Raw genomic sequence first — 26815 nt, 5'->3', positions numbered from 1 at the left:
TCCTCTCTTCGTTTAGACGATGGATTACGAGTTACCATTTGGGCGCCGTGCTTAATTTAGCCTGAAGCTCCTTATAGGATTGTTTCACGCTATCCATCTCGGAAACCTCCGCAACGCCTACATGCCACCAGGAATCGTAGCCGTCCGTATTCGTTCCCGGAAGCACCTTCATGTCGATCAGGGTTGTGACTTGCTCTGCCTTTGCCTGCTGAAGGGCTGCTCTCAGCTCCTCTATCGTGCGGACGGAGTAAGCCTTGGCTCCCAAGCTGCGGGCATGAGCTGCAAAGTCAATCGGCATATAGTCCCCGGTAAGCTGGCTGGTCGACTCAGACCGTTCGCGGAACTCGTTGCCGAAGCTGCCGCTGCCATGGCCTCTTTGCAAATTGTGAATGCATTGGAAGCCGTGGTTGTCGAACAGGAGGATGGTGATTTTTCTCCCTTCCTGCAAGCTCGTCACCAGCTCGGAGTGAAGCATCAAATAGCTGCCGTCGCCGACCAAGGCATAAACCTCGTGATCCGGCTCCGCAAGCTTGATCCCGAATGCGCCGGACACCTCATAGCCCATGCAGGAGAACCCATATTCCATGTGGTACGTCTTGGGTTGTGTCGTTCTCCAGACGCGGTGCAGATCACCCGGCAAGCTTCCCGCCGCGCAAACGATGACGTCCTTCTCACCGATGAAGCCGTTAATCTCGCCCAGAACCTGTGTCTGCGTCAAGCCGTCAGGGCGCTCGAGATGATATAAGCGGTCCACTTCGTCATCCCACTGCCGCTTCAGCTCCCCCAATTCCTCAGAAGAGTAATCGGATTGATAACCATGGGCCTTCAGTTGTCCGGCGATAGCCCGGAGAGCTTCCCGTGCATCGGCCGTAACATAAGTGCCGTCCATCTTATAAGCGTCCAGGGAGCTGACGTTCAGATTCAGAAACTCGACGCCTTCCCGGGAGAACGCGGTCTTGGAGGCCGTGGAGAAGTCGGACATTCTCGTACCGACGCCGATGATAAGATCCGCTTGTGCCGCCAGCCGGTTCGCTCCAAGCGTTCCCGTGACCCCTACACCGCCGAAGCTGAGCGGATGCTGCCAGGAGATGGCGCTCTTGCCCGCCTGTGTCTCGGTGACCGGGATGTTGAATGCTTCCGCGAACTGCCTGAGCTCATCGACAGCCAATGAATAATGGACGCCGCCTCCCGCTACGATCAGCGGACGCTTCTTGCCGCGGATCAGCTCCACCGCACGGGATACGGCGCTTGGAGCCGCCGGCTTCCTGTCGATATGATGCACGCGTTTGGCCAAGAATGACTCCGGATAGTCGTACGCTTCACACTGCACGTCCTGCGGCAGGCATAATGTTACGGCCCCTGTCTCAGCCGGGTCGGTAAGCACCCGCATCGCGTTGATCGCCGCCGTCATCAGCTGCTCGGGACGGTTGATGCGGTCCCAATATTTGCTGACCGGCTTGAACGCGTCGTTCGCCGTCATCGTGTAATCCAGCGGATATTCGATCTGCTGCAGCACGGGATCAGGCTGCCTGCTGGCAAACACGTCGCCGGGCAGCAGCAAGAGCGGAATCCGGTTGACCGTAGCGACTCCGGCTGCCGTCACCATATTCAGCGCGCCCGGACCGATAGATGAGGTGCAGGCGAACATCTCCAGCCGGTTCTTCTGCTTCGCGTAAGCGATGGCGGCGTGAGCCATGCCCTGCTCGTTCTTGCCTTGGATGAACAGAATCTCATCCTTGTACTGCTCCAGCGCTTGACCGAGCCCCGTTACATTGCCGTGGCCGAAGATGCCCATGACGCCCTTGAAGCACTTGTGCTCAACGCCGTCGATCTCGATGTACTGGTTGTTCAAAAAACGAAGCAAGGCTTGCGCCATCGTTAATGATACCGTTTTCATAAACCGCTCCCCCACCCATTAGATTTAAGCGCTTCACCTAAAACAATATATTGCATAAGCAAGCTAATAATACATTCAGAGTGTTCAACTATTTCAATATTGGTTAAGCGCTTTCCCTTACCTCAAATTTAACTCATCTTTCCAATGTTGTCAATGAGCAAAAAGAAACTTTCTCTAGAGCCTATCGATCCGTTTAGCAACACGATGGATTGCTGAGAACCCTCAGGCAAGGGTTCCCCGCCGGCTGCTGGAGCTTCGATTTTATGAACCTCTATACGTTTGAAAAAGTTTAGATTTTCATCCAAAAATCTTTGAAAAGTACCATAACGATAAAAATGAATCTCTTATGATGTTAAAGCAGTACAACCACTGCTGCAAGATGAATTGGTGTAAAAACAACAACCCGTAATAAGGGAGGAAGATCATCACAGAGGAAAATAATCAATCCTGCGAAATGGATTCAAACCCTAAATGAATGCGCATTCAATGGAATTGCACGGTTGTGGATATAATTTGTAACAAGGAGGATAGACGATGTCCAACAAATTCAAAGCATCACAGGTCTTTAGTTATGCCACGGGAAACTTCGGATTGAATTTATTTTATATTTCTATTTCAACGTACCTTTTGTATTTTTACACGGATAACATGGGGATTTCGGCCACGGCGGCAGGAACGCTGATGTTTACCGCGCAGCTTGTCAATTTGATCGCCAATCCGTTAATGGGTATCTTTGTTGACCGTACGAAGAGCCGGTGGGGGAAATTCCGCCCGTACTTTTTATTCGGATGTTTTCCGTTAGCCATTATCGGGTTTCTGTTATTTACCGTTCCCGGTTTTGATTCGTCAGGGAAGCTCGTTTACGCTTATGTGACCTATATTTTGTTCAACGTTTTTTACTCCCTTATCAACGTTCCTTACAGCTCGGCGCTCGCCGCCATGTCCGATGATTATCAAGCGAGATCGCGAATTTCCTCCATCAAGGTGTTTTTCGGCCAGTTTGGGGGGCTGATTGTCAGCAGCGCTACGCTGCCTATGGTTCACTCCTTCCAATCGGAGTCGAACGGGTTTCATATGGTTTATATGCTGTACGGTCTCATTCTGGTCCTTACCATGCTGGTTACTTTCCTTGGAACTAAAGGCGTGGGGCACGCCTCCGCTCCAGCTTCATCAACAAGCCAAATGGCCGAACGCGTTACCGTTACTAATCAATTGAAGACGGTGTTCCTAAATAAGTATCTGCTATGGCTGCTGTTGTTTATTTTGGTCAACATGCTGTCGCTTTCTACGAAAAATGCCGCGTCGTTATATTTCTTTAAGTATAACGTCGGCCAAGCCAATCTGTTTTCCGTCTATTCGCTGGTAGGCTTTTCGATTCAAATCGTAGGGATCCTTCTGAATCCTATGCTCGTGAAGAAATTCGGCAAAAGAAATGTGGGGATTATCAGCCAAAGTATTGTCATTCTAGGCTTGCTCGGATTTTATTTCCTTCATTCCAGCATGGAAATGATATTTTTATTTGGCGGAATCAGCTATCTGGGGTTTGGTTTAACGACACCGCTCCTATGGGCGATGGTTCCCGATACGATCGAGTACGGTGTCTGGCGTACCGGATTAAGATCGGAAGGAACGATTTATTCAGCATTCATCTTCATCCAGCTGCTGGCTCAGGCGATCGGCTCCAAGATGTCGGCGACCATCCTGACCGCCATCGGCTATGTGCCTAATGCCGTTCAAACAGCCGGTGCGCTCCATGGAATATTGGTGATGGTGACGATAATCCCGATTATCGGCTCTTTCGTGGGCATCGCTATCCTGGCCTTCTACAAACTGGACGAGAACACCTTTAAACGCTACGTGAAAGAGATTAAAGAGCGCGAAGCGCTGCAACCGAATTGATGCTTAAGGGGCCTTCGGGCCCCTTTATTCGTTTTGAAATTGCTTCGGGGTCTTGCCTGTAAACTTCTTGAATACTTTTGTAAAGTAACTCTGGTCATTAAAGTTTAAGCGGAAGCAAATTTCCGACAGGGAAAGCTCGTTTAATTTCAGCAAGCTTTTCGCTTCCTCCACCTTGACCTGCTGTATATATTCCTTCAGGGAGCAACCGACTTCTTTTTTAAATACCTGGGACAAGTAGTTCGGATGCAGGTGGGTCAGCTCGGATAATTTGGTAACGGTAATGTCCTCATACAGATGATTAAATATATAGTTTTTGCATGTCAGAACGGTTTTAGAGAACGTTTGCTCCCTAAGCTTCGCGACACGATGGGCGAACTCCAGCATAAATTCGTTCTGCTTTATTTTCACGTCGCTGTATGAGGTTACCTCTTCTATCTGTTGAATATAAATATCGCTCATCGTTCGCGCGATTTCATCGTTAAGCCCACCGTCAATGGCGGCTCTGGTTGCCAGCGTAATAGCGCAAATGGCGTAGTTTTTCCCGTTTCTCAGCTGGCTCTTTTTGGCAAGCTTACCAGGCTGATTCGGAAATGAATTCAGAAGCTTTTTCAGCTCCTCCTTCTGCCCTTCTTTAATCATCCGCAGCATTTGCCGCTCAAAATTATAATCCGGATGAAAAACAAAATTATCCCTTTGGTCCATTAATGCTTTGACGACATCTTCATTTCGGATAGGCTCGGAGCCCGGTTGAGCGTATTCTGAAATCTCCTCAGGCCGAAGTTCTTGGCGGAACAGCAGGTAATACAACATCCGGCAGGCATGCTGCATTTGGCTCCTGCTCATAATGGGAATCCGTTCGAAATAATCGATCAGCTCTCCATGATGCTTGAAGTTCAATCCATAGTCGTTCAGAAGTCCCGAAATCGTGTCACCCGTTACTTCCAACAACGTTGCCGGACCAATAACAAAGGTTTCCATGTCTGACCCTCGACGCGCGTGTATAACAGCATAATATTCTACACCTGTGACTGTAATAAGGATCGGCTTGATGGATTTTTGCTTCGACGCCTGAATAGGACGGTACCAGTCTTGCCGATTCATGTAGAACGGTATGGTTTGCTCGCCAAGCTTCCATAGCGTATCTCCCAAATCATCGAGATAATGAACGGATAGTCCGAAATTATCATGAAACAAGCGGCTGATGACTTGAATTTCTGTCATGGTCAGTGGAGTATTCGTCATCCTTCTCCTCCCGTCACGTTTAAAATTTACAAAATTTCTTCGAATCATACCATAAATAATTACGAATAGGGAGTACATTGGATTGTAAGAACTGTACCGAGTGTAAGTCCCAAGGAGGTAAACCTATGAATATTGAAGAACTTATCGGCCAAATGACCGTCGAGGAGAAAATCCGTTTGTTAGCCGGGGCGACATTTTGGAGCACGGAAGCGATAGAGCGTCTGAGCATTCCATCCATTGTCCTTACCGATGGTCCGCATGGAGTCAGACTATCAACGGGTACGGAGCCTGGCGAGATGCTTTCTCATACGAAATCTGCCACTGCTTTTCCCATCGAGGCGGCTATGGCGGCGACATGGAATGAACAGCTGATCCGGGAGATGGCCGGTGTAATGGCGGAGGAATGTCAGTACTATGACGTCGGGGTTCTGCTGGGTCCCGGATTGAACGGAAAACGTTCTCCGCTCGGCGGACGCAACTTCGAATATTTCTCCGAGGACCCCTACTTGACGGGGAAAATGGGAGCCGCTTTTGTCCGCGGGGTGCAAGAAGGCGGAATCGGAACATCCATTAAGCATTTTGTTGCCAATGAGCAGGAAACCAATCGAATGGTGGTCAGCTCGGAGGTAGATGAACGAACGCTGCGGGAATTGTACATGCTCCCTTTTGAAATGGTGGTAAAGGAAGCCAAGCCGTGGACCGTCATGTGCTCCTACAATAAGGTCAATGGAACCCATATGGCGAATTACGACGAATATTTAAATGGAGTTTTGAAGCAAGAGTGGGGCTTTGACGGCTTGGTCATGTCCGACTGGGGGGCTGTGATAGATAAAATAAAGTCCGTACAGTACGGCCTTGATCTGGAGATGCCCGGTCCGGGAACAAGAAACGTAGAAGTCCTGCAGGCATACAAGCAAAGCCTGGTCACAGACGAACAGCTTGACGACCATGTACGCCGAATTTTGAAGGTGATCCAAAAGGTGCTTGAGCATAAGCGGGAAGTAAAATCGATTGATATGCTGCGGCATCATGAAATGGCACGCCAAGTGGCGGAAGAAGGCATTGTGCTTCTGAAAAATGAGAATGCCCTCCTGCCGCTTGCCAAGCAAGTGAAGGTTGCTGTGCTGGGAGAATTTGCAGTGAAGCCCCGTTTTCAGGGCGGCGGCAGCTCCCATATGAATCCTGCGAAGCTGGACATTCCGCTGCATGAAATCTCCAAGTTCGCAAATACCGTGTACGGCAGAGGGTATGATGGTGATTCGGATTCAGAAGAGTACATCAAAGAAGCTTGTGAGCTGGCCGCAGGACAAGATGCAGTGATCCTCTTCGTCGGTACGACTGAAAAAATCGAAAGTGAAGGCTATGACCGAACGGATTTAAACATCCCTCATAGCCATACTCAGCTCATTAAACGAGTATCCGAGGTCAATCCGAACGTCATTGTCGTTGTGAACAGCGGTTCCGCCACACAGATCGGAGCGTACGAACCGATGGCTAAGGCTATCGTGCAGGCTTGGCTTCCAGGGCAGGCGGGCGGCGCGGCCATTGCGAACATCTTATTCGGCGAAGTCAATCCTTCCGGTAAGCTTACGGAGACGTTTCCAATAGCTTTGGAGCATAACCCGTCCTATCTTTCGTTTCCCGGAAATGTCCAGCAGGTTAAGTACTCGGAAGGCATTTTTGCAGGCTATCGGTATTACGACACGAAAAAGCTGGATGTACTCTATCCGTTCGGGTTCGGCCTTTCCTATACCGAGTTCGAGTATTCCAACCTGCGCCTTTCCGGACAAACCTTAACCAACGGAGATGTGTTAACGGTAACGGTTGATGTGAAAAACGCCGGCGGCCGTTCGGGTAAAGAAACAGTGCAGGTGTACGTGCGCGATCTGAAATCCTCGGTTATAAAAGCCGACAAGGAGCTGAAGGGCTTTGCCAAGGTCGAGCTGGCTCCGGGGGAAACGAAGTCCGTGCAAATCGAACTGAATGAACGAGCCTTCGCTCATTACGTGGAGCATCTTTCAAGGTTTGAGGTTGAATCCGGCGAGTTCCAAATTCTTGTCGGGGCCTCTTGTAGAGATATTCGTCTAACGGAAACGGTTGAATTTATTAATGCCCGGGAGGTTCGAGAGCCATTAACGACGCTTCACTCCCTTCAAGCTTGGCTAAGTGATGAACGCTATAAGGATAAGGCTCAAACCCTAATGGATCAAATGAAGATCACAGAAGATAACCCGATGTATGCTCTTTATCTGGGCATGCCGATCCGTACCATTCTGAACTTCCTGCCTTCGTTCGGCTACCCGCAGGAGCTGACGGATCAAATTCGAAGCGCTTTTGAATAGCCCTCGAGGCGTAAGAAAGGAACCGAGCTATGAACAAGAGACCAGACAGACCTAACATCCTATGGATTTCGCTGGAGGATACAAGTCCCAGATTCGGTTGTTACGGAGATTCGTTAGCGCGGACTCCTAACATAGACAAGCTGGCTGAAGAAGGCGTAACGTATCGCAATGCTTTCGCAACGGCAGCTGTGTGCGCGCCAAGCCGGTCGGCTGTTATCACGGGTATGTACCAAACCTCGATAGGAACGCACCATATGCGTACGGAGCATACCAATGTGAATACGCCGGAGCTGCCTACGCCGTATTTTGCCGTTCCTCCAGCCCACGTCAAGACATTTACCGAATATTTACGGGCGGAAGGATATTATTGTACGAATAATTTTAAAACCGACTACCAATTCGCTTCGCCTTTAACCGCCTGGGACGAAGATGGAATGGAAGCCCATTGGCGCCATCGGGAGCCCGGACAGCCGTTCTTCGCCGTATTCAATCATATACTGACTCATGAAAGCTCCATGTGGGGAGATATGGTTCGAAAAGCGTATTATCCGAATGAGACGGTAGAGAAGCCGCTCGTAACCGACCCTAATAAAGTCACCATTCCTCCTTATTTGCCCGATACGCCGAAATCCCGTCAGGCACTGGCCAAATATTATGATCTTATTGAGGAAGCGGACCAATTTGTCGGGAAGCTTCTGCGCCAGCTGGAGGAGGACGGACTCGCCGATAATACCATCGTGTTCCTATGGAGCGACCATGGCGAAGGTCTCCCCCGAGCGAAGCGGTGGCCGTATGATGCGGGAATCCGCGTGCCGCTTATCGTTCGTTGGCCAGGCGCATTAGAACCGGGACAAGTGAGTGACCAGCTCGTGAGCCTGATCGATCTGGGTCCGACGGTGTTATCCGCTGCGGGAGCGGCAATGCCGTATCATCTGGAAGGACAGCCGTTCTTAGGTAAGAACATGCAAGCACGGGATTACGTCTATGCTACACGCGACCGGTATGATGAGGCGTATGACAAGGTACGCGCCGTACGCGACAAAAAGTTCAAATATATAAGAAATTACTATCCGGAAAAACCTTATTTGCAATGGATTCCATTCAGTCACCAGCATCCGATGTTCCAAGAGCTGTGGCGCTTGCAATTAGCCGGACAGCTTGAGGGAGATCAGCAAATCCTGATGCAGAACCGCCGTCCTGCTGAGGAATTGTACGACTGCGAGAAGGATCCGTATGAAATTCGCAACTTAGCGGATGATCCCGAATACAACGGCGTTTTGGAAAGAATGCGCACGGCGTTGGATGTTTGGCAGGACAAATATGATGTCTGGGGCGGAATCCCGGAAGAGCAGATGGTCAATCAGATGTGGCCGGGAGGGGTTCAGCCTGCTGCTGCAGCCCCTATTTACATCCCGATCAATAACGGGTTGTCCGGCGTCGAGCCTTCTCCGAACGGAGTCTTCCATGAGCCCACTGCCGTCATGCTGCATTCCGCAACTCAGGGCGCATCGATCGCCTACACAACAGATGAGGGACCAGAGCCGCGCTGGAAGCTGTATACCAGCCCGATTATTCTGACTGAAGGGGCAACCCGGATTCGCGCAAAGGCCGTGCGAATCGGGTATAAAGATAGTGAGGAAGCCGTTGCGACTTACGTTATCAAGGAAGAAAAGGAAGCGTAGCTGCCTTTCGTAATCGATAAAATGAGGAAAGACCGCCCTTGGCGGTCTTTTTGCTTTGTAAGCCAGAGCTTATTGTTTGTTCTGTATCTCTGCCGAGATTTGTTCAACAAACTGCGCAATGCTCATTACGCCCTGATCCCCTTCTCCGCGGCTGCGGACGGCTGCCTGGCCGGAGTTCTTCTCGCTCTCGCCCAGCACCAGCATATAAGGGACCTTTTCCAGCTGCGCTTCCCGGATTTTATAGCCGAGCTTCTCGCTGCGAATGTCGACTTCCACGCGGATGCCTGCATCCTCCAGCTGCTTCTTCACTTGAAGCGCATAGTCGATATAGTTGTCGGACACCGGAAGCAGCTTCGCTTGTACCGGAGCGAGCCACACAGGGAAAGCACCGCTGTAGTGCTCCGTCAATATCCCGATGAAGCGGTCAATCGATCCGTAAATCGCACGGTGGATGACAACCGGTCTATGCTTCTGGTTATCCTCGCCGATGTAGCTTAGGTCGAATTTCTCGGGCATCTGGAAGTCGAGCTGAATCGTGCCGCACTGCCAGCTCCGGCCGAGCGCGTCAAGAATGTGGAAGTCGATCTTCGGTCCGTAGAACGCCCCGTCCCCTTCATTCAAGCGGTATTCGATGCCGCGGTGCTCCAGCACGTTCTGCAACGATGCTTCCGCCTGCTGCCACAGCTCCTCCGAACCCATCGAATCCTCCGGACGAGTGGACAGTTCGATCTTGTATTCGAAGCCGAACACTTGGTACATCTGATCAATAAGCGCAATAACCCGGCCGATCTCCTCTTCGATCTGATCCGGCCGCACGAAGATGTGCGCATCATCCTGGCAAAATGTCCGGACCCGCATCATCCCGTTCAAGGCTCCCGAGAATTCGTGGCGATGCACCTGGCCGAATTCGGAGAGTCGGATTGGCAGTTCCCTGTAGGAGTGCAGGCTATTTTTGAAAATCAGCATATGCCCCGGGCAGTTCATCGGCTTCAGCGCAAAGCTCGTATCATCCACTTCCGTAAAGTACATATTCTCATGATAGTGATCCCAGTGCCCCGACTGTTCCCACATCCGCTGATTCATCATGAACGGTGTACGAACTTCGTCGTAATCCTTCTTCAGCTGAAGCTCTCTGGAATAATTCTCAAGCTGTGTACGGAGCGCCATTCCCTTAGGCAGGTAAAACGGCATACCCGGCGCTTCCTCGGAAAACATAAACAATCCCAGTTCTTTGCCGAGCTTCCGGTGATCCCGTTTTCGGGCTTCCTCCAGCAGATGAAGATGCTTCTCCAAATTGGCCTTCTTAGGAAAAGCTGTTCCGTAAATCCGCTGCAGCATCTTGTTCTTGGAGTCTCCGCGCCAGTAGGCTCCGGCTACATTAAGTAGCTTGAACGCTTTGATCCGTCCTGTCGAAGGCAAATGAGGTCCACGGCACAAATCGAAAAACTCGCCCTGGTCATACATCGAGATCACCGCATCCTCCGGCAGATCACGGATCAGCTCCAGCTTCAGAGGATCCTCCAGCTTCTCGAACGTCTGGATCGCTTCCTCGCGGCTGACTTCCCTGCGCACAATGGGAAGATTCTCCTGCACGATCTTCTCCATTTCTTGCTCAATCTTAGCGAGATCGTCTGTAGACAGCGGCTTCTCGATATCGATATCGTAGTAGAAGCCGTCGGCAATGACCGGTCCGATGCCGAGCTTCACCGCCTTCTGTCCGTAGATGCGCTTGATCGCCTGCGCCATCAAATGCGCCGTGCTGTGCCGGTATACCTCCAAGCCTTCCTTACTATCGAGCGTTACGATTTCGACCAGACTGTCCTCCTCGATAGGCCGGTTCAGGTCGACCAGCTTGCCGTTCAGCTTGCCCGCTACGGCATTCTTTCTCAAGCTCGGGCTAATGGACTCCGCCACTTGCTCGATCGTGGTTCCCCGTCCAACCTCCTTAACTGCTCCATTCGGCAAAGTGACTTTCATCTCATTACTACCCATGGTGACGCCTCCGTTCTTCCCAATTTTGATTTATTTGAACGCAAAAAAAACACACTCTCCCAAGGGACGAGTGCGTTCAGCTCGTGGTTCCACCCTGATTCAAACCTGCACCAAATAAGCCAAGCAGCGGGCAAGCTGCTTTAAGCATACCGCATGCAAGTTCCTCAAGCATCCATTAACGCGGATGAGACGGTGCTGTCTACTGCTGCAGCACTACAATCCGCAGGTTCGACATCACGGCTGCAAAGGGGTAATTCCGCTTCCGGTCGCTGAAGGAGCTCTCACCTAACCTCCTCTCTCTGACAGTCCTTGAAGGAAATCATGTCTTTGGTCATTGCCTGAAAATATGTTATTGGTTCCCCATTATAATCATCGTATTGCAAAAGGTCAAGCGGCGTTTTCAATCTCCCTGCAAAGTTGTGATTTGGCCGGGAGGCCGATTCAGGCGCTTTACAGAGCGCATCGAACACTCCCATCCGATGCGGGCTTGGTCTGTCGTCATGCAGACTGTATCTCTAGTTCCGCCGCTTAAATCACGCAAATTTTCCTAGTTCAGCTCTGCCGTAGAACCGCGAACGACCAGCTCCGGCATCAGGACGACCCGCTGCTTCATGGACTTTTCGCCTTTAATTTCCTGCACAAGCAGATCCATCGCCTGTCTCCCGATCTCCTGAATCGGCTGGGCGACCGTTGTCAACGGCGGATCGATTATCGTCGCCAAGATCGTATTGTCGAAGCCGACGACAGACAGCTGCTGCGGCAGCTGAAGCCCCCGCTCGCGCGCTCCTTGAATGGCACCGATGGCGAGCAAATCATTGCACGCGAATACCGCGGTTGGCGGTTCTTCCATATCGAGAAGACGAAGCATCGCCTCCTTCCCTCCGCTAACCGTAAAATCGCCTGAGGCCACAAGACGCTCGTCCACCTCGAGCCCTGCCGAAGTCATCGCCTGCTTGCAGCCGCGAATCCGCTCCCGGTTGCTCATCGTGTTCACATCCTCAGCCAGGATGGCGATTCTCCGATGCCCCTGCTCGACCAAGTGGGTTCCTGCCTGATAGCCTCCCAGGAAATCGTCCACCATCACCGTATCTACGGCCAATGTCGGCATTTCCCCGGTAATAAGCGCTATCGGCACATTTTGCTGGATGAGCTTTTTGAGGAATAAATCCTTTTGCGTACGAGTCGCGACAATAACGCCGTCTACCCTTTTTTGTGTGAGCAGCGAAAAATATTTGATCTCCCGGTCGGGATCGTTATCGGTGCTGCATATAAACACGTTAAATCCGTATTCATGCCCCCGATCCTCTACCGCACGAGCGATTTCGGCAAAAAACGGGTTCGCCAAATCCGGTAACGTCAACCCGACGGTGAAGGTGCTTTTGCCGGTCAAAGCGGAGGCTACCATGCTCGGCTGGTATTTTAACTCCTCCATGACGTTCGTGACATGCTTTCTCGTTTTATCGCTAATGCGGCCCGTACCGTTGATCACCTTGGATACCGTGGCAATGGATACGCCGGCGGCCTCGGCCACATCATAAATTGTCGGCTTCATTTCCTGCTCCTTTCGAGCTGTTCCTGTCTTTTACTGTTAATCATACGACATCCACCCGATGACTGTAAACTCAAAAGGATTAGCGCTTACCCCAAAAGCGAAAACGAAGAGCAGAAGCACCGGAACCACAGCCTCTTTTTCCCATGGAAAAAGCTAAAGCTAGGCGAGACATCAAGGAATTGATGGTGCAGCAGGAAAAAAAGGCGATCTTTACAGAAACGGGGTATAATAATGGCAGAAGTACGCTTAGATGGAGCGGCTATTCCAATAGCTCGCAAGAAGGAAGGAGCAAATTTAATGACAGAACCAGTTACTGCAGCAGAAGCAGGATGGCATTTCGACAACAGCTATGCGTGCCTGCCGGAATTGATGTTTACCAGGCTCAAGCCGACTCCGGTCAGATCGCCTAAGCTGATCGTCCTTAATCATGCCTTGGCCTCCTCTTTGGGGCTGAACATCCAGGCGCTGCAAGGTCAGGATGGGGTCGACGTGTTTGCAGGCAATCGGATTCCGGAGGGAGCTTCACCTCTCGCGCAGGCCTATGCAGGGCATCAATTCGGGCATTTTACCATGCTCGGGGACGGCCGGGCTCTCCTTCTCGGCGAGCAGATCACTCCCGGGGGAAGGCGGGTAGACATTCAGTTAAAGGGCTCCGGGATTACGCCTTATTCGCGGCGCGGCGATGGCCGGGCCGCACTGGGGCCGATGCTGAGGGAGTACATTATCAGTGAAGCGATGCATGGACTCGGTATCCCTACAACCCGCAGTCTGGCGGTAGTGACCACCGGAGAAACCATCATCCGCGAAACCGGGCTGCCCGGGGCTGTTCTGACCCGTGTGGCGTCCAGCCACCTGCGCGTCGGAACGTTTCAATACGCCGCCAATTGGGGCTCCGTTGAAGATCTCCAAGCTTTGGCCGACTACACATTGCAAAGGCATTTCCCCGAGGCCGATACACAGGATCATCGTTATCTTGTCCTGCTTCAAGAGGTTATCAAACGGCAGGCCAAGCTGATTACCCAATGGCAGCTGGTCGGCTTTATTCATGGTGTGATGAATACCGATAATATGGCTCTGAGCGGAGAAACCATCGATTACGGTCCATGCGCCTTCATGGATGCTTATGATCCGGCGACCGTATTTAGCTCCATCGATGTCCAAGGACGTTACGCCTATGGGAATCAGCCGAGTATTGCCGCCTGGAATCTCGCCAGGTTTGCCGAGTCTTTGCTGCCGCTGCTGCATCCGGATGAGGATCAGGCTGTCAAGATGGCAGAGGAGGCTCTGGCTGATTTTGTCAAGCAATTTCAGGCCCATTGGCTCTCCGGGATGAGAGCGAAGCTCGGTATCTTTAACGAAGAGCCGCAGGACGAAGCCTTAGTGGATGACCTGCTCCAAATGATGCAGAAGCATCATGCGGATTTTACCAATACGTTCCGCGCATTGACCTTGGAGAAGCCGGAGGAAACGGTTTTCTTCGGCACGACGGGATTTGCGGAGTGGCATGAGCGTTGGTTGGCGAGACTTGGCAGACAGCAAGAGCCCAAGGCATCCTCCCTGCAGCTGATGCGGAGCAGCAATCCGGCGGTTATTCCTCGTAACCATCGCGTGGAAGAAGCCTTGGAGGCTGCAGTTAACCAAGAGGATTACAGTGTGATGGAACGGTTAGTCGATATTGTTTCAAATCCCTACGCTTATAGTCCCGAACAGGAGGAGTATGCGGGGCTGCCCCCGGAATCAGCCTGCCGGTACCGGACATACTGCGGGACTTGATAAGCAAGCTGAACGTCATGAAGGCTGCCGGTTGGTTACCCGACCGGCAGCCTTTTTCACTTACAGAACTTCAAAATATATGGGGTTACAAAGGGCGGCCATGAGCATTGGATCACCCTCGGCAGCATACCGCCGCCAAATCTCCGCTCGGACCAACCTGAGCCCTCCCCATGCAGAGCCTTGTATATTCAAGCTAATGGCGTCACCCGGTTCCGAAGCCAGTACCTCTTCCTTCACAAGCCCTTTCTCCGTGAACCACCTGACCTGGTCCCCCGGCAGCAGCCCTGTACCCGTCATTGTTACGGAATCGTGCAGCTCCCGTTCTTCCTGTGGAACCGAATCTCCGGTTCGGCAGCTTCCGAATCGCAGCTCTATGAACGGGCCTTCCGGCGCATACGATATACAAACATGCCCGCGGTCAATGCCTTTCAGAATCCCTTCCCCTGTTTTCGTCTCTGCATAGACCCAAGTGCAGGGCATCGCATGCTTGACATACTTATCGGGCCGATGTACGTCGCTACCGCCAACAGCAGTTATACGCCGACCGTCTGCTAACTGCTCCTGCCACCACTGCAGCGCCCGGGCGTTACGATCAGTCCAGGGGCCGTTCCATACCTCGAACCAATCAAAATCGATTTGGAACCCCCATTCCCACGGACAAAATTCGCAATGAGGATGATTCAGCACTATCCGTGCTCCCCGCTCCCGCGCCATCCGAATCCGAGCATCCACATCCGCTCGGTCCCTTACGCGAAAGTCGTCCAGAGGATCAGCGATGCCCAGAAAATTGCTGTGTCCATGGTTGGTTGTAAATTCCATTCCGGGAATCATCACCACCGATGTATGGCGGGGATAAGCCTGATTTTGGCTTACCGTATTATGATCCGTCATTGCGATGAAGTCACAGCCGAGCCGCTCCATGATTGCGGCATTTTCCTCTAGAGAATAGGAGCCGACGCTATGTACGCTGTGCGTATGCAAATCGCCTTTGAGCCAGCGAGGCGCCGATAAAAGGACTTCCACAGTAACCGTGACCTGACAGCCCTCCTCAGGCACCCGGTAAGCATTATGCAATACCGCCCAAGAGCCCGGCGACAGCTTGCCGGGCATATAGCCAGGTGTCGCTTTCTCCAGGCCGATCCGGAATTCCCTCCGGGCTCCCCCGCTCCATCCCCGCACCCGTTCCGTATCCCTCACGCCCAGATCAATGACGGCTCTTGTTTCACCGAATGAATCTACCGAGTACGCAACCGATAGTTCCTCCGCATGCTCAGGCACATCAAAGGGAATTTCAATATACATCCCCTGCTCGCCCGGAGTGATGCTCCGTTGGAATATCTTTGTTACCGATGGTCTCGACGCACTCTCCATATCTCTATTCTCCCATCCGTTTTAATTACTCTATCTCAATTAATGCGATGACAGGATAATGATCGGAGGGGTAGGCCCCTCGAATCTGCCTTCGGTCCACTTTCGTCTCCAATATTTTCACGCCGGGCGAAGCAAAAATATAATCGATCGGCTCCCCGTCCCTGCCGCCTTGAAAGCTGTGAGCTGTCCGACCTACGGCCCCTTCATAAACCGAGTAAGCGTCGGTAAGCCAGCCTTGCGGCCCTTCTTCACCCGTTAGTCCCCTTAAGTAACGGATCGGCTGGTCCGTAGGCGCACTGTTCATATCCCCCATTACGATAACAGGAATGTCTTGATTCCTATGTCGTGATACATAGTCCCATATGACTTTTACCCCGTTATCCCGGGCCTCTTGGCTGTAGTGATCCAGGTGCGTGTTAAATACCGTAAATGATTTGCCGCTGTTTCCATCGCGAAAAGCAGCCCAAGTGCACATTCTCGGGAAATAGCTGCCCCAGCTTTTCGTTGCTGCCTCATCAGGCGTTTCCGACAGCCAGAAGTGTCCCTGATCTACAACTTCCAACTGATCCTTTTTATAAAAAATAGCGTTATGCTCATTTTCAAATCCGCCGAAGCGGCCCATGCCAATCCACGTGTATTCCTCCAGCTGCTCCTGCAGCTCCGTCAGCATGGAAAAATAACCCTCCTGCGTTCCGACAACAATGGGATCATGCTCCTTAATGATCTCCGCCGCTCGCTCTATGCGGTTCGGCCATGCGTTGTCTCCGTCGTTTGGCGTGTTGCACCGCAAGTTAAAGGTCATCATCGTGTAGTTCATTTTTTTTATCCTCCTTAGAGTTTTGACGAAGTCAAAACTTGCTTCGTAAGCTTGTGCTTTGAGTTTTGCCGTAGGCAAAACTTGCTTCGTAAGCTTATGCTTGTTACTCGGCTGTTAAGAAGCCCATTTCTTCGAGAAATAGGCCATACGTGAGGTGGGGTATACCTCGGAAGAGCGCTAGCGTCCGCCTTTGTTATCAGGAAATACCCTCTGTAAAACCATTAAATTAAATATTTCCTGATAACAACAGTGGCTGGAGGGGTATACCGCACCGGAAGTAACATAGCATATTTCGAGTTATTTGGGTTTCTCAACAGCCCTATCGGAATCCCATTTTGCCTTCGGCAAAACTCACTCCTTCACCGATCCGAGCATAATCCCATGAATAAAATACTTTTGCAAAAACGGATACACGAGCAGAATCGGCACCATAGAGACGACGATTTTGGCAGCATTGAGCGTTTTATCCGATACCTTCATCAGCAATTCGGCTTGCGACGAATCCAGCTCCACGATGTTCAGGTTCACGACAAGCTGCTGAATATAGGTTTGCAACGGGTAATTTTCCGCACTGCGCATGAAGATCAGCCCGTCAAAGAAGGAGTTCCAGTGACCTACGATACTGAACAGCGTAACAGTGGCCAGTGACGGCAGAGAAAGAGGTACGAACACCATAACCATCATGTACCATGGTCCCGCTCCATCCATGTATCCTGCCTCGCTCAGCTCTTTAGGCATATTGCGGAAAAAATTCATAAGCAGGATCACGTTAAACACCGGAACCGCTCCCGGCAGCACAAGAGCCCAAATCGTGTTAAAAAGACCCAGCGCCTTAACCGTCAGGTAAAGCGGAATGATGCCGCCGCTGAACAGCATGGTGAACAGCATGAACCACATATACAGGTTCCGTTGAGGAAACTCCTTGGTGCTTCTCGACAGCGGATAAGCCATCAGAACCGTTAACAGGAAGTTAATGGCTCCTCCCAGGAGCACCCTTTTAACCGATACGATAAATGAATTAAGAAAATGCGGCTCCTCCATAATCCGTTTGTACGATTCCATGTTAAAGCCCACCGGCCAAAATTTGACGAAGCCCCCGGATGCTGCCGCATTATCGCTGAACGATACGGAGAACGTATGCAAAACCGGTGCAAGCGATAGGATCGAGATCAAGAGCATTATGAGCAGTAAGGCTGCCTCAGCCAGCCGGGCTGAGACGGTTTTATTCCGTACCATGAGTTGTCATCACCTGCTTTATCTAGAAAATACGATAGTTTGCATATTTATAAGCTATCCGGTAAGAAATGATAATCAGAACGAAGCCGATAATGGATTTCAACAAACTGACCGCGGTAGCGAACCCGTACTGCGATTGAACGAGTCCGACCCGGTATACATAGGTGTCGATGATATCCCCGGATTCATAGACCAGCGGATTATACAGGTTAAATATTTGATCGAAGCCGGCGTTCAGCACGTTTCCGATACTGAGTGTTGCGAGCAGCACAACGGTAGGAACCAGGCTCGGCATCGTAATGTAATACAGCTGCTGCAAGCGGCTCGCGCCGTCCATCTCGGCCGCCTCGTACAGCGAGGGATTGATCCCCGCAAGGGCGGCCAAATAAATAATGGCGGCAAAGCCGAACTCTTTCCAAATATCACTGCTGATGACAATGGCCGGAAACCATTTGTTGCTGGCCAGAAACAAGATCGGCTCGTGTCCCATCGCCTTGACGATTTGATTAAAGATGCCGTCAAGCGACAGCATATCAATGACAACCCCAGCCAAGATGACCCAGGACAAAAAATGCGGCAAATAGACGATCGTCTGCACCCAGCGCTTGAATACCATGAAGCGGACTTCGTTAAGCAGGATTGCAAAAATAAGCGGGACCACCAGATGAGCGATAATTTTACAGACGGCAATGAAAACGGTGTTATAAAAGATCAGCCCGCTGTCCTTGATTTGGAACATGTAAGTGAAATTTTCCAAGCCGATCCAAGGGGAATCCCAAATGCCGAGCCCGATCTTGAAGTTCTGAAAAGCAATGACGATGCCGAACATCGGCACGATATGAAACATAATCAAAAACAATATGCCCGGAAGCAGCATCAGGTGATAATGCTTGTGGTACGATTTAATGTTCATAGGCCCACCACCCAGGTTAGATGAAGAAAGCACCGCCTTTCACGGGAGGTGCTCCTTATGTTTATTTTTTCGCCTTATTAATTTCGTCGATCACTTCTTTGGTGATCTCATCTCCGCCTTGCGACTTCCAATCGGTGACGAATTGATCGAACGCATCGAGCGGCTGCTCGCCCATGACAATTTTGAAGAACGTCTCCTTTTCGAGCTTTTGCAGGTTTGCCCATTTTCGTTCCATCGTCTTCGTAACGGCGGTATACTCGCTGTAAATTTTGTTCATATTCGTTCTGAGCAAATCGGCAGGCACCGTGTATCCGTAATATCCGGACCAATCCTTCAGATCGGCCTTCGGATTTTTCTGATCCCGCATCGCCTTGTCGTACAGCTCTTTCATCTCTGGGCTAAGCTCTTCAGGCTTCGTTTGGCCGCTTAGCGCTTTTTTGAGAACATCCGCCTTACGCTCCACAGCGTCGCTGTAATCATAGGTTGCGTTCCCTACCGGCCAGTACTCGGCACTGACGGAGAAGTCCAGCTTCAATGCATCCGGATCGACCTTGCGCTGAGCTGCAATGAAGGTATTCGCATAAATCATCGCCGCTTCGGGATGCTTCATCCCTTTCTTGACGACAAGGAACGTGTTGCTGACCGGAATCATCAGGGTGTTAACGACCCCTTTGGCATCGGGAATCAGATAAGGGGCGAAATCTACCTTCGGATCATTTTTGATCGCATCGGCGATCAGGCCCCCCGACCACCATGGGCCGAAGAAAATGCCTGCTTTGCCGCCAACAACGACCTGGTTCGGATCCTTGCGCAGTGCAAACTCCTTATCGATCAAGCCGGCCGAGTACATCTCCCGCAGCTTGCCGAGCGCCTGCTTCGTCTCGGGCAGAATGGAAGCATACACAATATTGCCCTTGCTGTCTTTAATCCAGTTGCCGGGATAGGCATTGTACGCCTGGAAGAAGCCTTTAAAGTCGATGCGCTGGGCTTTGCCCGGCACGCTGAGCGAGCCTTCGGAGCCCGCCAGGCCTATAGTATCCGCTTTGCCGTTGCCATCGGGATCCTTTTCGACGAAGGCTTTGGCAATGGAGATCACATCGTCGATCGTTTTGGGCGGCTGCAGCCCCAATTTATCCATCCAGTCCTTGCGAAGCCACACCATACTGGCCGCATCCGCCTGAACGCTAATGTTCGGTATGCCCATCAGCTTGCCTTTATAGGTTGCTTTCTCTAACGCTTTATTGTTGGTGGACGCATACAGCTCCTTCGTTAAAGGGGAAGCATACTGCTCGTATACCTTGCTCAGATCCTCAATCTGGCCTGCATCGGCCAATGCCAGAAACATCTGCTCGTTGACGAGCATCATATCCGGCAAATCATTGCTCGCTACAGCCAGCTTCATCTTCTGGTCGTAATCCTGACCGGAGGCGTACCATAAGATTTTAAAATTGATGTTGGTTTTATCTGCGATGTATTTCATGTACTGGTTGCTTTCCACTGTATCACCCGCAGGCAGCTTGGCTCCCGCACTGACGCTCTTGAAGGTCGTTACCTCAACGGGACTCGGCATTTTGAAAGGGTCGATTTTGGCGTTAGGCTGTCCTGACGGGCTTGGAGTGTCCGCCGTTTTGCCGCTTTCGGGAGTGTTGCTGGAACAGGCCGTCATCAAGACGGTGATTGCCGCTAACATCAGCCATACTTTTTTCTTTTTCATACTTCCCCTCCTAAAAGTTTTCGATAGAAAACTTACTTCGTAAGCATCATCCTTGAGTTTTCGTTAGAAAACTATCTTCGTAAGCATCGTCCTTGAGTCTTCGTTAGAAAACTAACTTCGTAAGCATTGTCTTTGTGTTTTCGGTAGAAAACTTGCTCATCTCCATTTTAAGAAAAAAGAAAGACGACCAGGTCAGTTTGCGTCCTGAAGTAGGGCACAAATTATCCTCTGATCGTCTGGCTTTGTGGACGAAATTGCACTTCATGGAAGACGATTTGAGACCTCGTGCTCCATTCTTCGAAACTCGCTCGGCAGCACACCTGCAATTTCACGAAATACTTTGCCAAAATATTTTTCATTCGGATACCCCGATTGGGTAGCGACCCAGCTGATAGTTCTCTCTGTACGGCTGAGCAGCTCCTTCGCATGATTGACCCGCACCTCCCTAACATAGTCGTTGAACGTTTTGCCTACGATATCCCGGAAGCAGCGGCTGAAATAGCTTCGGCTCATGTTCACCCTCCTGGCGATGTCCGGCAGGTGAAGGTCCTCCTGCAGCTCCTCGTGGATGATCTGAACTGCCTTAGCGACGCTCGCCTTTACTTCCGGGGAATAAGGCCCTTCTTCTCCTGTCGGCTCTTGCAAAGAATCCACTAACCCGGCTCGCCAATTCGCTTCCGGTGCATTCGCCTTCATCTTGTCCACGATCCGCTTCAGCACTTCTCCCATATGCTCATGCTCAAGCTCCACCTTCGTAATGTAATCTAACGCCCCGAGACGCAGCGCTTCTTGAATAAATTCAAAATCCTGATGAAAGGTAAGCACCACCATCGCAACATGCCGGTGCCGTTCCTTGACAGAACGCATCAGATCAATTCCGGACATGACCGGCATGGCCAAATCCGTGATCAGCAAATCGACCTCATGGTGTTCGAGAAATTCCAAAGCCTTGCGTCCATTTCCCGCTTCCCCTACCACCTTCAAGCCGTAATTGTCCCACGGCATCATGGAAATAAAGCCTTTGCGTACCAAATGGTCATCATCTACCACCAGTACTTTTATCATCGCTGACACCTCCAATGGTTCCTGTTATCGTGAAGAGGGATGCACATTCCAATGCGGGGTACATCTCTTTAAGGTCAGCTTGCATGCTCAGACTCTGCGACGGGCAGTCGGAGACGAACCGTTGTACCTTCCCCCTTCGTACTCTCGATATGAAAGCTTGCATCCGTGCCAAACTGAAACTTAACCATACGGTATACATACTGAAGCCCTATGCCAAGTCCCACCAATCGTCTCTCCGGGTTATCGTCGAGCATAAGGCGGTCGATCTCCTCCTGAGACATGCCTTCCCCCTTATCCTTCACTTCGATAAGGACATGCGCCGGCCCATCCTCCTTCACAACGACCTCTATGGCCCCTTGATCCTCCATGCCATGGTACAAAGCATTCTCTACCAAAGGCTGCAGGATGAATCTCGGGATCGGCAATTCCAATGCCCTCGGGTTCGCATGAATATGGACCTCAAATTGAAAATGATAACGAATGCCCTGCAGCTCGACATAATGCCGCAGCGCTTCGATTTCGTCCCTGATACGGGCAGGTCCCCCTTTTCCGAGATTGTAGTACAGTACTTTATTCAGCATCGATACAAGGCGGTCAATTTCTTTTTGCCCATGGGCCCTGGCCAGCCAGCGAACCGTATCCAGCGTATTATGTATAAAATGAGGGTTAATCTGCGTCATCAGCTTTTCTACCTCAAGCAGCGCCTTGCCCTTTTCCTTTTGCTCGACCTCTTCAATCAGCTCGAAAATGCGCCTCCTCATATCAGCGAACTCGCGATAAATGACGGCAAACTCCGATATCTGCGATTGCCTCACGGGAAAATGCTCGTAATTATGCTTCACGCTGCGAATGTCTGCATTCAATACATTCAGCGGGCGGTACACGGCACGCCATATGAGCCAGGCGAGACAGCCGCTTACGGCAAGGGTCAGTACGGCAAACATGGCGAACTGCTTGATCCACCGGTTAATCTCAAGCTTGTAGACCCATTCGGGGACGGCAGCCATCACCTTCCAGGACTGATTGCTCGTTTCCTCGAACATATAATAGCCCCCGGACGGCGCCTGCTTCTTTCTGGCCGCAGCGGCACTGGAACCGACGGGAAAATCGGCGGTGTTCTCGCTGTATACCACCTTGCCGTTATTGTCCACAATAAGATGGACCAAATGGCCGCCGAACTGATCGTTATCCTTGATGATGCTTTCCGCCAATTTAAAATTGGTTTCTATATAGACATACACATCGTCCCGATCGGGAAGCTCCACCTTGCGCAGAATGGACAGCACTTCGTTACCGTCAATCGGGTTTAACGACCGATGCGGACCGTAATACGTAATTTTATCAAAACGGATCAGTACGGGGAGCTTCAGGATGTCATCGTCACGGACGTTGAAGTTCTCAAACAGCTTCTGATTGTCGTTGGCGAAGTAATAAAACATCAAACCCAGCGTCGGATTCGTAAAATGGATCAGGCTGAGCTCGCTGCGGATATCGTCATTCAACCTTTTCTTCTCGTACAAGTCGGCGGACAAATAGCTTTCCAGGCTTTTACCGACTCTTCCGTCAAAAGCAAGCTGCTGCGAGGTATGGTTCAGCTGGCCTATCGTATCCTCAAGTGAAATCCGTACCTGATGCAGATTGCTCTGTACTCCGCCTTCCGCCTTGTTCTGCAAAATGGCATACATCGAAACATACGAAATGCTTCCGATCAATATCAGCGGGGTAAGCGAGCTTATGAATAGAATAATGATCAGCTGGTATTTTAACGAATAGGGTTTCGAATAATTTCTTCGCAGCATCGATAGGTTCAATAAACACACCCCGCTTTACGAAACGTTAATAAAGCGCTTTCAAATTCTTTTCTTTGTCCGCGCACGATCTGGATGATCCAATTGTGTAAACCGGTTTCCCCTTCTTTATTGCCTATTATATAGAGCAAAAAATCGGCTTACAACCGATTTTTGTTGAATCCAGGTTAAGTTTCAATTAAGCGCTTAATCTTCGATCTTAAAAGTTCGGTTTCTCCTATAATCCTGATTGGCTTAGTTTCTCTTGCTTCCGGTTTATTGGATTTGGCCATGGCACAATTCTTTTTTACCCAAATAACTATGACAATAGTTGTCACTATTATGGTCTATACTGATAATCAAGTCCAGCTGAAGTTGGCATTACGGATGGACGAACTATAGAAGCTAAAGGAGCTGTCCAAAATGATTTTGCAAATGACCCCTTTTATTATGCTGGATGGAAAAGCCAAGGAAGCAATCCGCTTCTATGAGCAGGTATTGGATGCCAAAATCCTGTTTACGCAAACCTTCGGGGAGGCGCCGGATTCATCTTTACCCGAAGAAGCGAAGGACCGTCTGGCCCATTCCGTGTTAAAAATCGGGGAAGCCGATTTGTTCGTAGCCGATACATCACCCGGTCAAGCCCATCAAGCGGGAAATACCGTCAACATCTGCGTTACTACCAACAGCAAGGAGGAGGCGAAGCAATTATTTGATGCTCTGCTTGAGGAAGGTCAAGTGATTTTCCCTCTTCAAGAAGTTCATTTCAGCCCCGCTTACGGTATGGTAACGGATAAGTTCGGCGTTACTTTCCAAATTTTTACCAAAAGATGAGGTTCCAGCCCATCACCATGTCCAAAAAGACCGTCACGATGGATGTGACGGTCCTGTTTGGCGTCCAGGCGCTTAATAGGAGGCTTGCTGAAGCTGCTCAATAAACATCTTCTCCTCCGGATTTACCTGAATCAGCTTCTCGTAAAGCTCCTTGTCCTCTTTTCCGGTTTTGGCTAGAGCCGCCAAATACCAGCGGGCAATAATTTGCTGAATTTGCTGCTGCATCTGCCCGTTGATTCCCTGCTTCAGGACGGAGGCCGCTTCATCATATTGTTTTTCTATATACATCATTTGACCTACCGCAATGGCCATTTCCGGCGTAACGGAGAACGGAGCCACCACATTGATCGTTTTGGGCACTGCCTCGAGCTGCTTTCTCTTCTCAACAAATTGACGGAATAATTGAATGCCCTCGCCGCGGTGCATGGCAGCTGTTTTGGTGTCTTGAGCCAGCTGTGCCTGCTCGCTTAACTGAAAGCGGACAGATAGCGCCCGCTCATAAAGCGTCTGATCCCATGGAAACTTGTTTAATGCGTCCAACGTTAAGGTTAGTGCAGACTCATAGTCCCTCTTTCTTATCGCTCTCATCCATCTTTCTTCCACAAGCTCCCTCGACCAAGGCTCTACCTTCAGCAGCCGTTCCTCCAGCTTCAGCGCTTCCTGATCGAAGCGTTCATCCTTCGTCTGGTTATAGCCAGAACGCCAAAGATTGATTAACAGCAGCATATAGCCGGGATTGTCCGGCTGCTTATTCAAGGCTTCCTTCATCAAGTCGGTGGTTTGATGCAGATCGACCTCCTGCTGCCCGTACATCGCCTTCATCGCATGCTGCATCGTTCTCCCGCCGGATACATACAATGCCCCGGTTATCATCAGAAAAATAGCCGCGGCTAAAAGCAAGCCTCCATACAGGAAGGCAGGCTTCGTCTTCGTCAGGCTCCACGTTGTATACCGGCTTGTCTCCGCGACAGCGGGCTGCGCCGTACGCTCTCCGCCGACCGCCGCCATTCCGCCCAAGCACAGGTAAACCAGCGAGGACAAATACACAAAGCTTAAATCAAAATCCATCAGGCTGTGCATCAGCAATGCGCCGGCAACGATGAGATACATCACGTGCGGTTCAAAGCTGCTTTTGGACCGAACCAGAGAACGGATATACCGGAAGCCCGCATAGCCGAGCAGAGTCATAAACGACAGAAGACCGACGGTTCCCTGCTCGATCCATAGCTGCAAAATAAAGTTGTGCGCCTGCCGGCTTGTGTAAGGGTAGCTTTGATACGTCGGATATAAGGACGACCAGGCTCCCCCTCCGGCTCCGAACACAGGATAATCTTTGATGATTTTCAAGGAGTCCAGATAAAACACACCGCGTTCCAGCACGCTGTGCTGCTCCAGATTAATGCTTCGTACCCTCTGCTCCAAGGTTTGCGGCAGCAAGGTTAACAGCGGGCTGTCCATGATCACGATCCCTACGGCAACCAGACCGATTAGTACAAGACCGGATGGCAGTACCCAGCGCCGCGTCCACGGCTTCACCGGCCGGCTGTCTTGCCCCTGCTTCTCTTCTTTTCGTCCACGCAGCAGCACGAAATGCTGGAGTGCCCAGCCGATCAGCGCCGCCCCCAAAGAAACGGCGAGCAGCAGCCCCCAGCCCTGCCCTATTGAAGCGGCTGTATGGTTGTTCTGTACGAACAAGGCGGTTTCCGTCATGGGAGTCAGTATCGCCAGCGTCCCTAACCCGGCCAGCAGCAGGTGAAGCAGCATCATCCATTGTCTGGACATGGTTAACAGGAACAGAAGGAGAAGCACGATAACAGGCAGCATTAACAAAGCTCCGCGCGATAAAGTCAACAAGAGCGACAGCAGTGCGGGAACCAGCATTAATGCGTGGGTCAAAGACATGGCCCTGCTTCTCGACGTGACAGCGCCATAAGCGGCACAAGCGATCACGACCAGCAAAAAGCCGGCATTGGCATTCGGGTATTGGAAGATGTTATTTAACCGCAAGCCATAGGCTTCTACCACGACAGCCGCTTGATATTGCGCGTTCCCGAATAAATTAAGAAGTCCGTATATCGTTACGATATAAGTACTTACGACAAGGATCTGCGGCAGCCATCTACGGCCTGAAGCATGCATCGTGATGACCAGGCCTAACAAGAACATCATGGCATAAAACACTTGAACCTGAATCAGCAAAAATGCATAATGGACCGATACGGCTTGTATGTACGACAAAACGGCACTGATCGGCATCAGCCATGCCAGCCCAAGCGATAGGCTGTGGTCCCTCCACTGTACCCGATATTTGACCGCATAGATGGCGATGAGTAATAAAATAAAGGACGCCAGCAGTAAGGTGCCCTGGATCGGCACTTCATAGGCGATATTCGATTTCGGGTCTCCCTCGATTCTTGCGGATAAGAACAATCCCGTTAAGTAGGGAACGAACAGCAAATAGGCCGTTACAAAACTAAAAAACAGCCCGTACATCACCGTGCTTCTTTCTTCCCCCCTTGCGGACTTCAAGCCCGCTCCTCTACTGCGGTACTTCGTTTGCGTTTGCATGTAAATGACCCTCCATCGGTTTCGCTCAACTCCTTGGTTCTCTATTACATAGACGGTAATTTTATGGTAAAAGTTCCTAAAATCATGAAAAATATTGTCAATTTTTGTTGCCATCCGGAATCATCACATTG

The 26815-nt window shown here is 50.8% G+C and carries 17 protein-coding genes; 5 read left to right on the top strand and 12 right to left on the bottom strand.

What is annotated here, in order from left to right; all coding sequences use genetic code 11:
• Positions 1-31 precede the first annotated feature (31 nt).
• A complete protein-coding gene (gene iolD, locus B1728_RS20725; RefSeq protein ID WP_079912313.1) occupies positions 32-1897 on the bottom strand; it encodes a 3D-(3,5/4)-trihydroxycyclohexane-1,2-dione acylhydrolase (decyclizing) in 1866 nt (621 codons plus the stop codon).
• 534 nt (positions 1898-2431) lie between these two features.
• Between iolD and B1728_RS20720 the strand changes: the two genes are divergently transcribed.
• Entirely contained in the window at positions 2432-3796 is a 1365-nt protein-coding gene (locus B1728_RS20720; protein ID WP_079912312.1) for a glycoside-pentoside-hexuronide (GPH):cation symporter, read from the top strand.
• 24 nt (positions 3797-3820) lie between these two features.
• Here the strand turns inward: B1728_RS20720 and B1728_RS20715 are convergent, their stop codons facing one another.
• Positions 3821-5038, bottom strand: coding sequence for a helix-turn-helix domain-containing protein (locus tag B1728_RS20715; RefSeq protein WP_179136117.1), 1218 nt, complete (start codon positions 5036-5038; stop codon positions 3821-3823).
• 125 nt (positions 5039-5163) lie between these two features.
• On the opposite strand from B1728_RS20715, the gene B1728_RS20710 reads away from it, so the two are divergent.
• Together B1728_RS20710 and B1728_RS20705 are read left to right on the top strand one after the other, a co-directional pair.
• On the top strand, positions 5164-7380 hold the full coding sequence (locus B1728_RS20710) for a glycoside hydrolase family 3 C-terminal domain-containing protein (protein ID WP_079912310.1): 2217 nt from the start codon (positions 5164-5166) through the stop codon (positions 7378-7380).
• 29 nt (positions 7381-7409) lie between these two features.
• Positions 7410-9062, top strand: a complete 1653-nt coding sequence (locus B1728_RS20705; protein ID WP_079912309.1) for a sulfatase family protein — start codon at positions 7410-7412, stop codon at positions 9060-9062.
• Between the two features lie 69 nt (positions 9063-9131).
• Here the strand turns inward: B1728_RS20705 and thrS are convergent, their stop codons facing one another.
• Positions 9132-11054: a threonine--tRNA ligase gene (gene thrS / locus B1728_RS20700; RefSeq protein ID WP_179136116.1), complete on the bottom strand. Its 1923-nt coding sequence runs from the start codon at positions 11052-11054 to the stop codon at positions 9132-9134.
• 547 nt (positions 11055-11601) lie between these two features.
• Positions 11602-12606 carry a LacI family DNA-binding transcriptional regulator gene (locus tag B1728_RS20695; RefSeq protein WP_079912308.1) on the bottom strand — a complete coding sequence of 335 codons (1005 nt, stop codon included), beginning with the start codon at positions 12604-12606 and terminating at the stop codon, positions 11602-11604.
• A gap of 297 nt (positions 12607-12903) precedes the next feature.
• Here B1728_RS20695 and B1728_RS20690 point away from each other — a divergent pair, with 297 nt between their 5' ends.
• Complete coding sequence (locus tag B1728_RS20690; protein WP_079912307.1) at positions 12904-14379, top strand: protein adenylyltransferase SelO; 1476 nt, start codon at positions 12904-12906, stop codon at positions 14377-14379.
• Between the two features lie 60 nt (positions 14380-14439).
• Here B1728_RS20690 and B1728_RS20685 read toward each other — a convergent pair whose 3' ends face one another.
• The 7 genes from B1728_RS20685 to B1728_RS20655 all read right to left on the bottom strand — a co-directional run bounded on the left by B1728_RS20685 (position 14440) and on the right by B1728_RS20655 (position 23306).
• The gene (locus tag B1728_RS20685) at positions 14440-15750 is read right to left on the bottom strand and encodes a CehA/McbA family metallohydrolase (RefSeq protein ID WP_079912306.1); all 1311 of its coding nucleotides are present in this window, start codon (positions 15748-15750) and stop codon (positions 14440-14442) included.
• A gap of 25 nt (positions 15751-15775) precedes the next feature.
• Positions 15776-16567 carry an endonuclease/exonuclease/phosphatase family protein gene (locus tag B1728_RS20680; protein ID WP_079912305.1) on the bottom strand — a complete coding sequence of 264 codons (792 nt, stop codon included), beginning with the start codon at positions 16565-16567 and terminating at the stop codon, positions 15776-15778.
• A 351-nt stretch (positions 16568-16918) separates the two neighbouring features.
• On the bottom strand, positions 16919-17803 hold the full coding sequence (locus tag B1728_RS20675; protein ID WP_079912304.1) for a carbohydrate ABC transporter permease: 885 nt from the start codon (positions 17801-17803) through the stop codon (positions 16919-16921).
• A 22-nt stretch (positions 17804-17825) separates the two neighbouring features.
• Positions 17826-18716, bottom strand: a complete 891-nt coding sequence (locus B1728_RS20670; protein ID WP_079912303.1) for an ABC transporter permease — start codon at positions 18714-18716, stop codon at positions 17826-17828.
• A gap of 61 nt (positions 18717-18777) precedes the next feature.
• Positions 18778-20430 (bottom strand): extracellular solute-binding protein, encoded by a 1653-nt coding sequence (locus tag B1728_RS20665; protein ID WP_079912302.1) that lies wholly within the window; start codon positions 20428-20430, stop codon positions 18778-18780.
• 261 nt (positions 20431-20691) lie between these two features.
• Positions 20692-21495 (bottom strand): response regulator transcription factor, encoded by an 804-nt coding sequence (locus B1728_RS20660; RefSeq protein ID WP_079912301.1) that lies wholly within the window; start codon positions 21493-21495, stop codon positions 20692-20694.
• Positions 21496-21569: 74 nt separating this feature from the next.
• Positions 21570-23306, bottom strand: coding sequence for a sensor histidine kinase (locus tag B1728_RS20655; protein WP_256865442.1), 1737 nt, complete (start codon positions 23304-23306; stop codon positions 21570-21572).
• A 399-nt stretch (positions 23307-23705) separates the two neighbouring features.
• Here B1728_RS20655 and B1728_RS20650 point away from each other — a divergent pair, with 399 nt between their 5' ends.
• Positions 23706-24116 carry a VOC family protein gene (locus tag B1728_RS20650; RefSeq protein ID WP_079912300.1) on the top strand — a complete coding sequence of 137 codons (411 nt, stop codon included), beginning with the start codon at positions 23706-23708 and terminating at the stop codon, positions 24114-24116.
• Between the two features lie 72 nt (positions 24117-24188).
• Here B1728_RS20650 and B1728_RS20645 read toward each other — a convergent pair whose 3' ends face one another.
• On the bottom strand, positions 24189-26684 hold the full coding sequence (locus tag B1728_RS20645) for an O-antigen ligase family protein (RefSeq protein ID WP_179136115.1): 2496 nt from the start codon (positions 26682-26684) through the stop codon (positions 24189-24191).
• Positions 26685-26815 lie beyond the last annotated feature (131 nt).

Source organism: Paenibacillus sp. 32352 (assembly GCF_002042965.1).
Lineage (GTDB): Bacteria > Bacillota > Bacilli > Paenibacillales > NBRC-103111 > Paenibacillus_S > Paenibacillus_S vulneris.
The sequence above is the reverse complement of the archived record's forward strand: the minus strand, read 5'-3'. Positions and strand labels throughout refer to the sequence as shown.

Bases quoted from the DNA above. Each gene is read 5' to 3' on its own strand.
- iolD (WP_079912313.1), bottom strand. From the start codon at position 1,897: ATGAAAACGGTATCATTAACGATGGCGCAAGCCTTGCTTCGTTTTTTG.
- B1728_RS20720 (WP_079912312.1), top strand. From the start codon at position 2,432: ATGTCCAACAAATTCAAAGCATCACAGGTCTTTAGTTATGCCACGGGA.
- B1728_RS20715 (WP_179136117.1), bottom strand. From the start codon at position 5,038: ATGACGAATACTCCACTGACCATGACAGAAATTCAAGTCATCAGCCGC.
- B1728_RS20710 (WP_079912310.1), top strand. From the start codon at position 5,164: ATGAATATTGAAGAACTTATCGGCCAAATGACCGTCGAGGAGAAAATC.
- B1728_RS20705 (WP_079912309.1), top strand. From the start codon at position 7,410: ATGAACAAGAGACCAGACAGACCTAACATCCTATGGATTTCGCTGGAG.
- thrS (WP_179136116.1), bottom strand. From the start codon at position 11,054: ATGGGTAGTAATGAGATGAAAGTCACTTTGCCGAATGGAGCAGTTAAG.
- B1728_RS20695 (WP_079912308.1), bottom strand. From the start codon at position 12,606: ATGAAGCCGACAATTTATGATGTGGCCGAGGCCGCCGGCGTATCCATT.
- B1728_RS20690 (WP_079912307.1), top strand. From the start codon at position 12,904: ATGACAGAACCAGTTACTGCAGCAGAAGCAGGATGGCATTTCGACAAC.
- B1728_RS20685 (WP_079912306.1), bottom strand. From the start codon at position 15,750: ATGGAGAGTGCGTCGAGACCATCGGTAACAAAGATATTCCAACGGAGC.
- B1728_RS20680 (WP_079912305.1), bottom strand. From the start codon at position 16,567: ATGAACTACACGATGATGACCTTTAACTTGCGGTGCAACACGCCAAAC.
- B1728_RS20675 (WP_079912304.1), bottom strand. From the start codon at position 17,803: ATGGTACGGAATAAAACCGTCTCAGCCCGGCTGGCTGAGGCAGCCTTA.
- B1728_RS20670 (WP_079912303.1), bottom strand. From the start codon at position 18,716: ATGAACATTAAATCGTACCACAAGCATTATCACCTGATGCTGCTTCCG.
- B1728_RS20665 (WP_079912302.1), bottom strand. From the start codon at position 20,430: ATGAAAAAGAAAAAAGTATGGCTGATGTTAGCGGCAATCACCGTCTTG.
- B1728_RS20660 (WP_079912301.1), bottom strand. From the start codon at position 21,495: ATGATAAAAGTACTGGTGGTAGATGATGACCATTTGGTACGCAAAGGC.
- B1728_RS20650 (WP_079912300.1), top strand. From the start codon at position 23,706: ATGATTTTGCAAATGACCCCTTTTATTATGCTGGATGGAAAAGCCAAG.
- B1728_RS20645 (WP_179136115.1), bottom strand. From the start codon at position 26,684: ATGCAAACGCAAACGAAGTACCGCAGTAGAGGAGCGGGCTTGAAGTCC.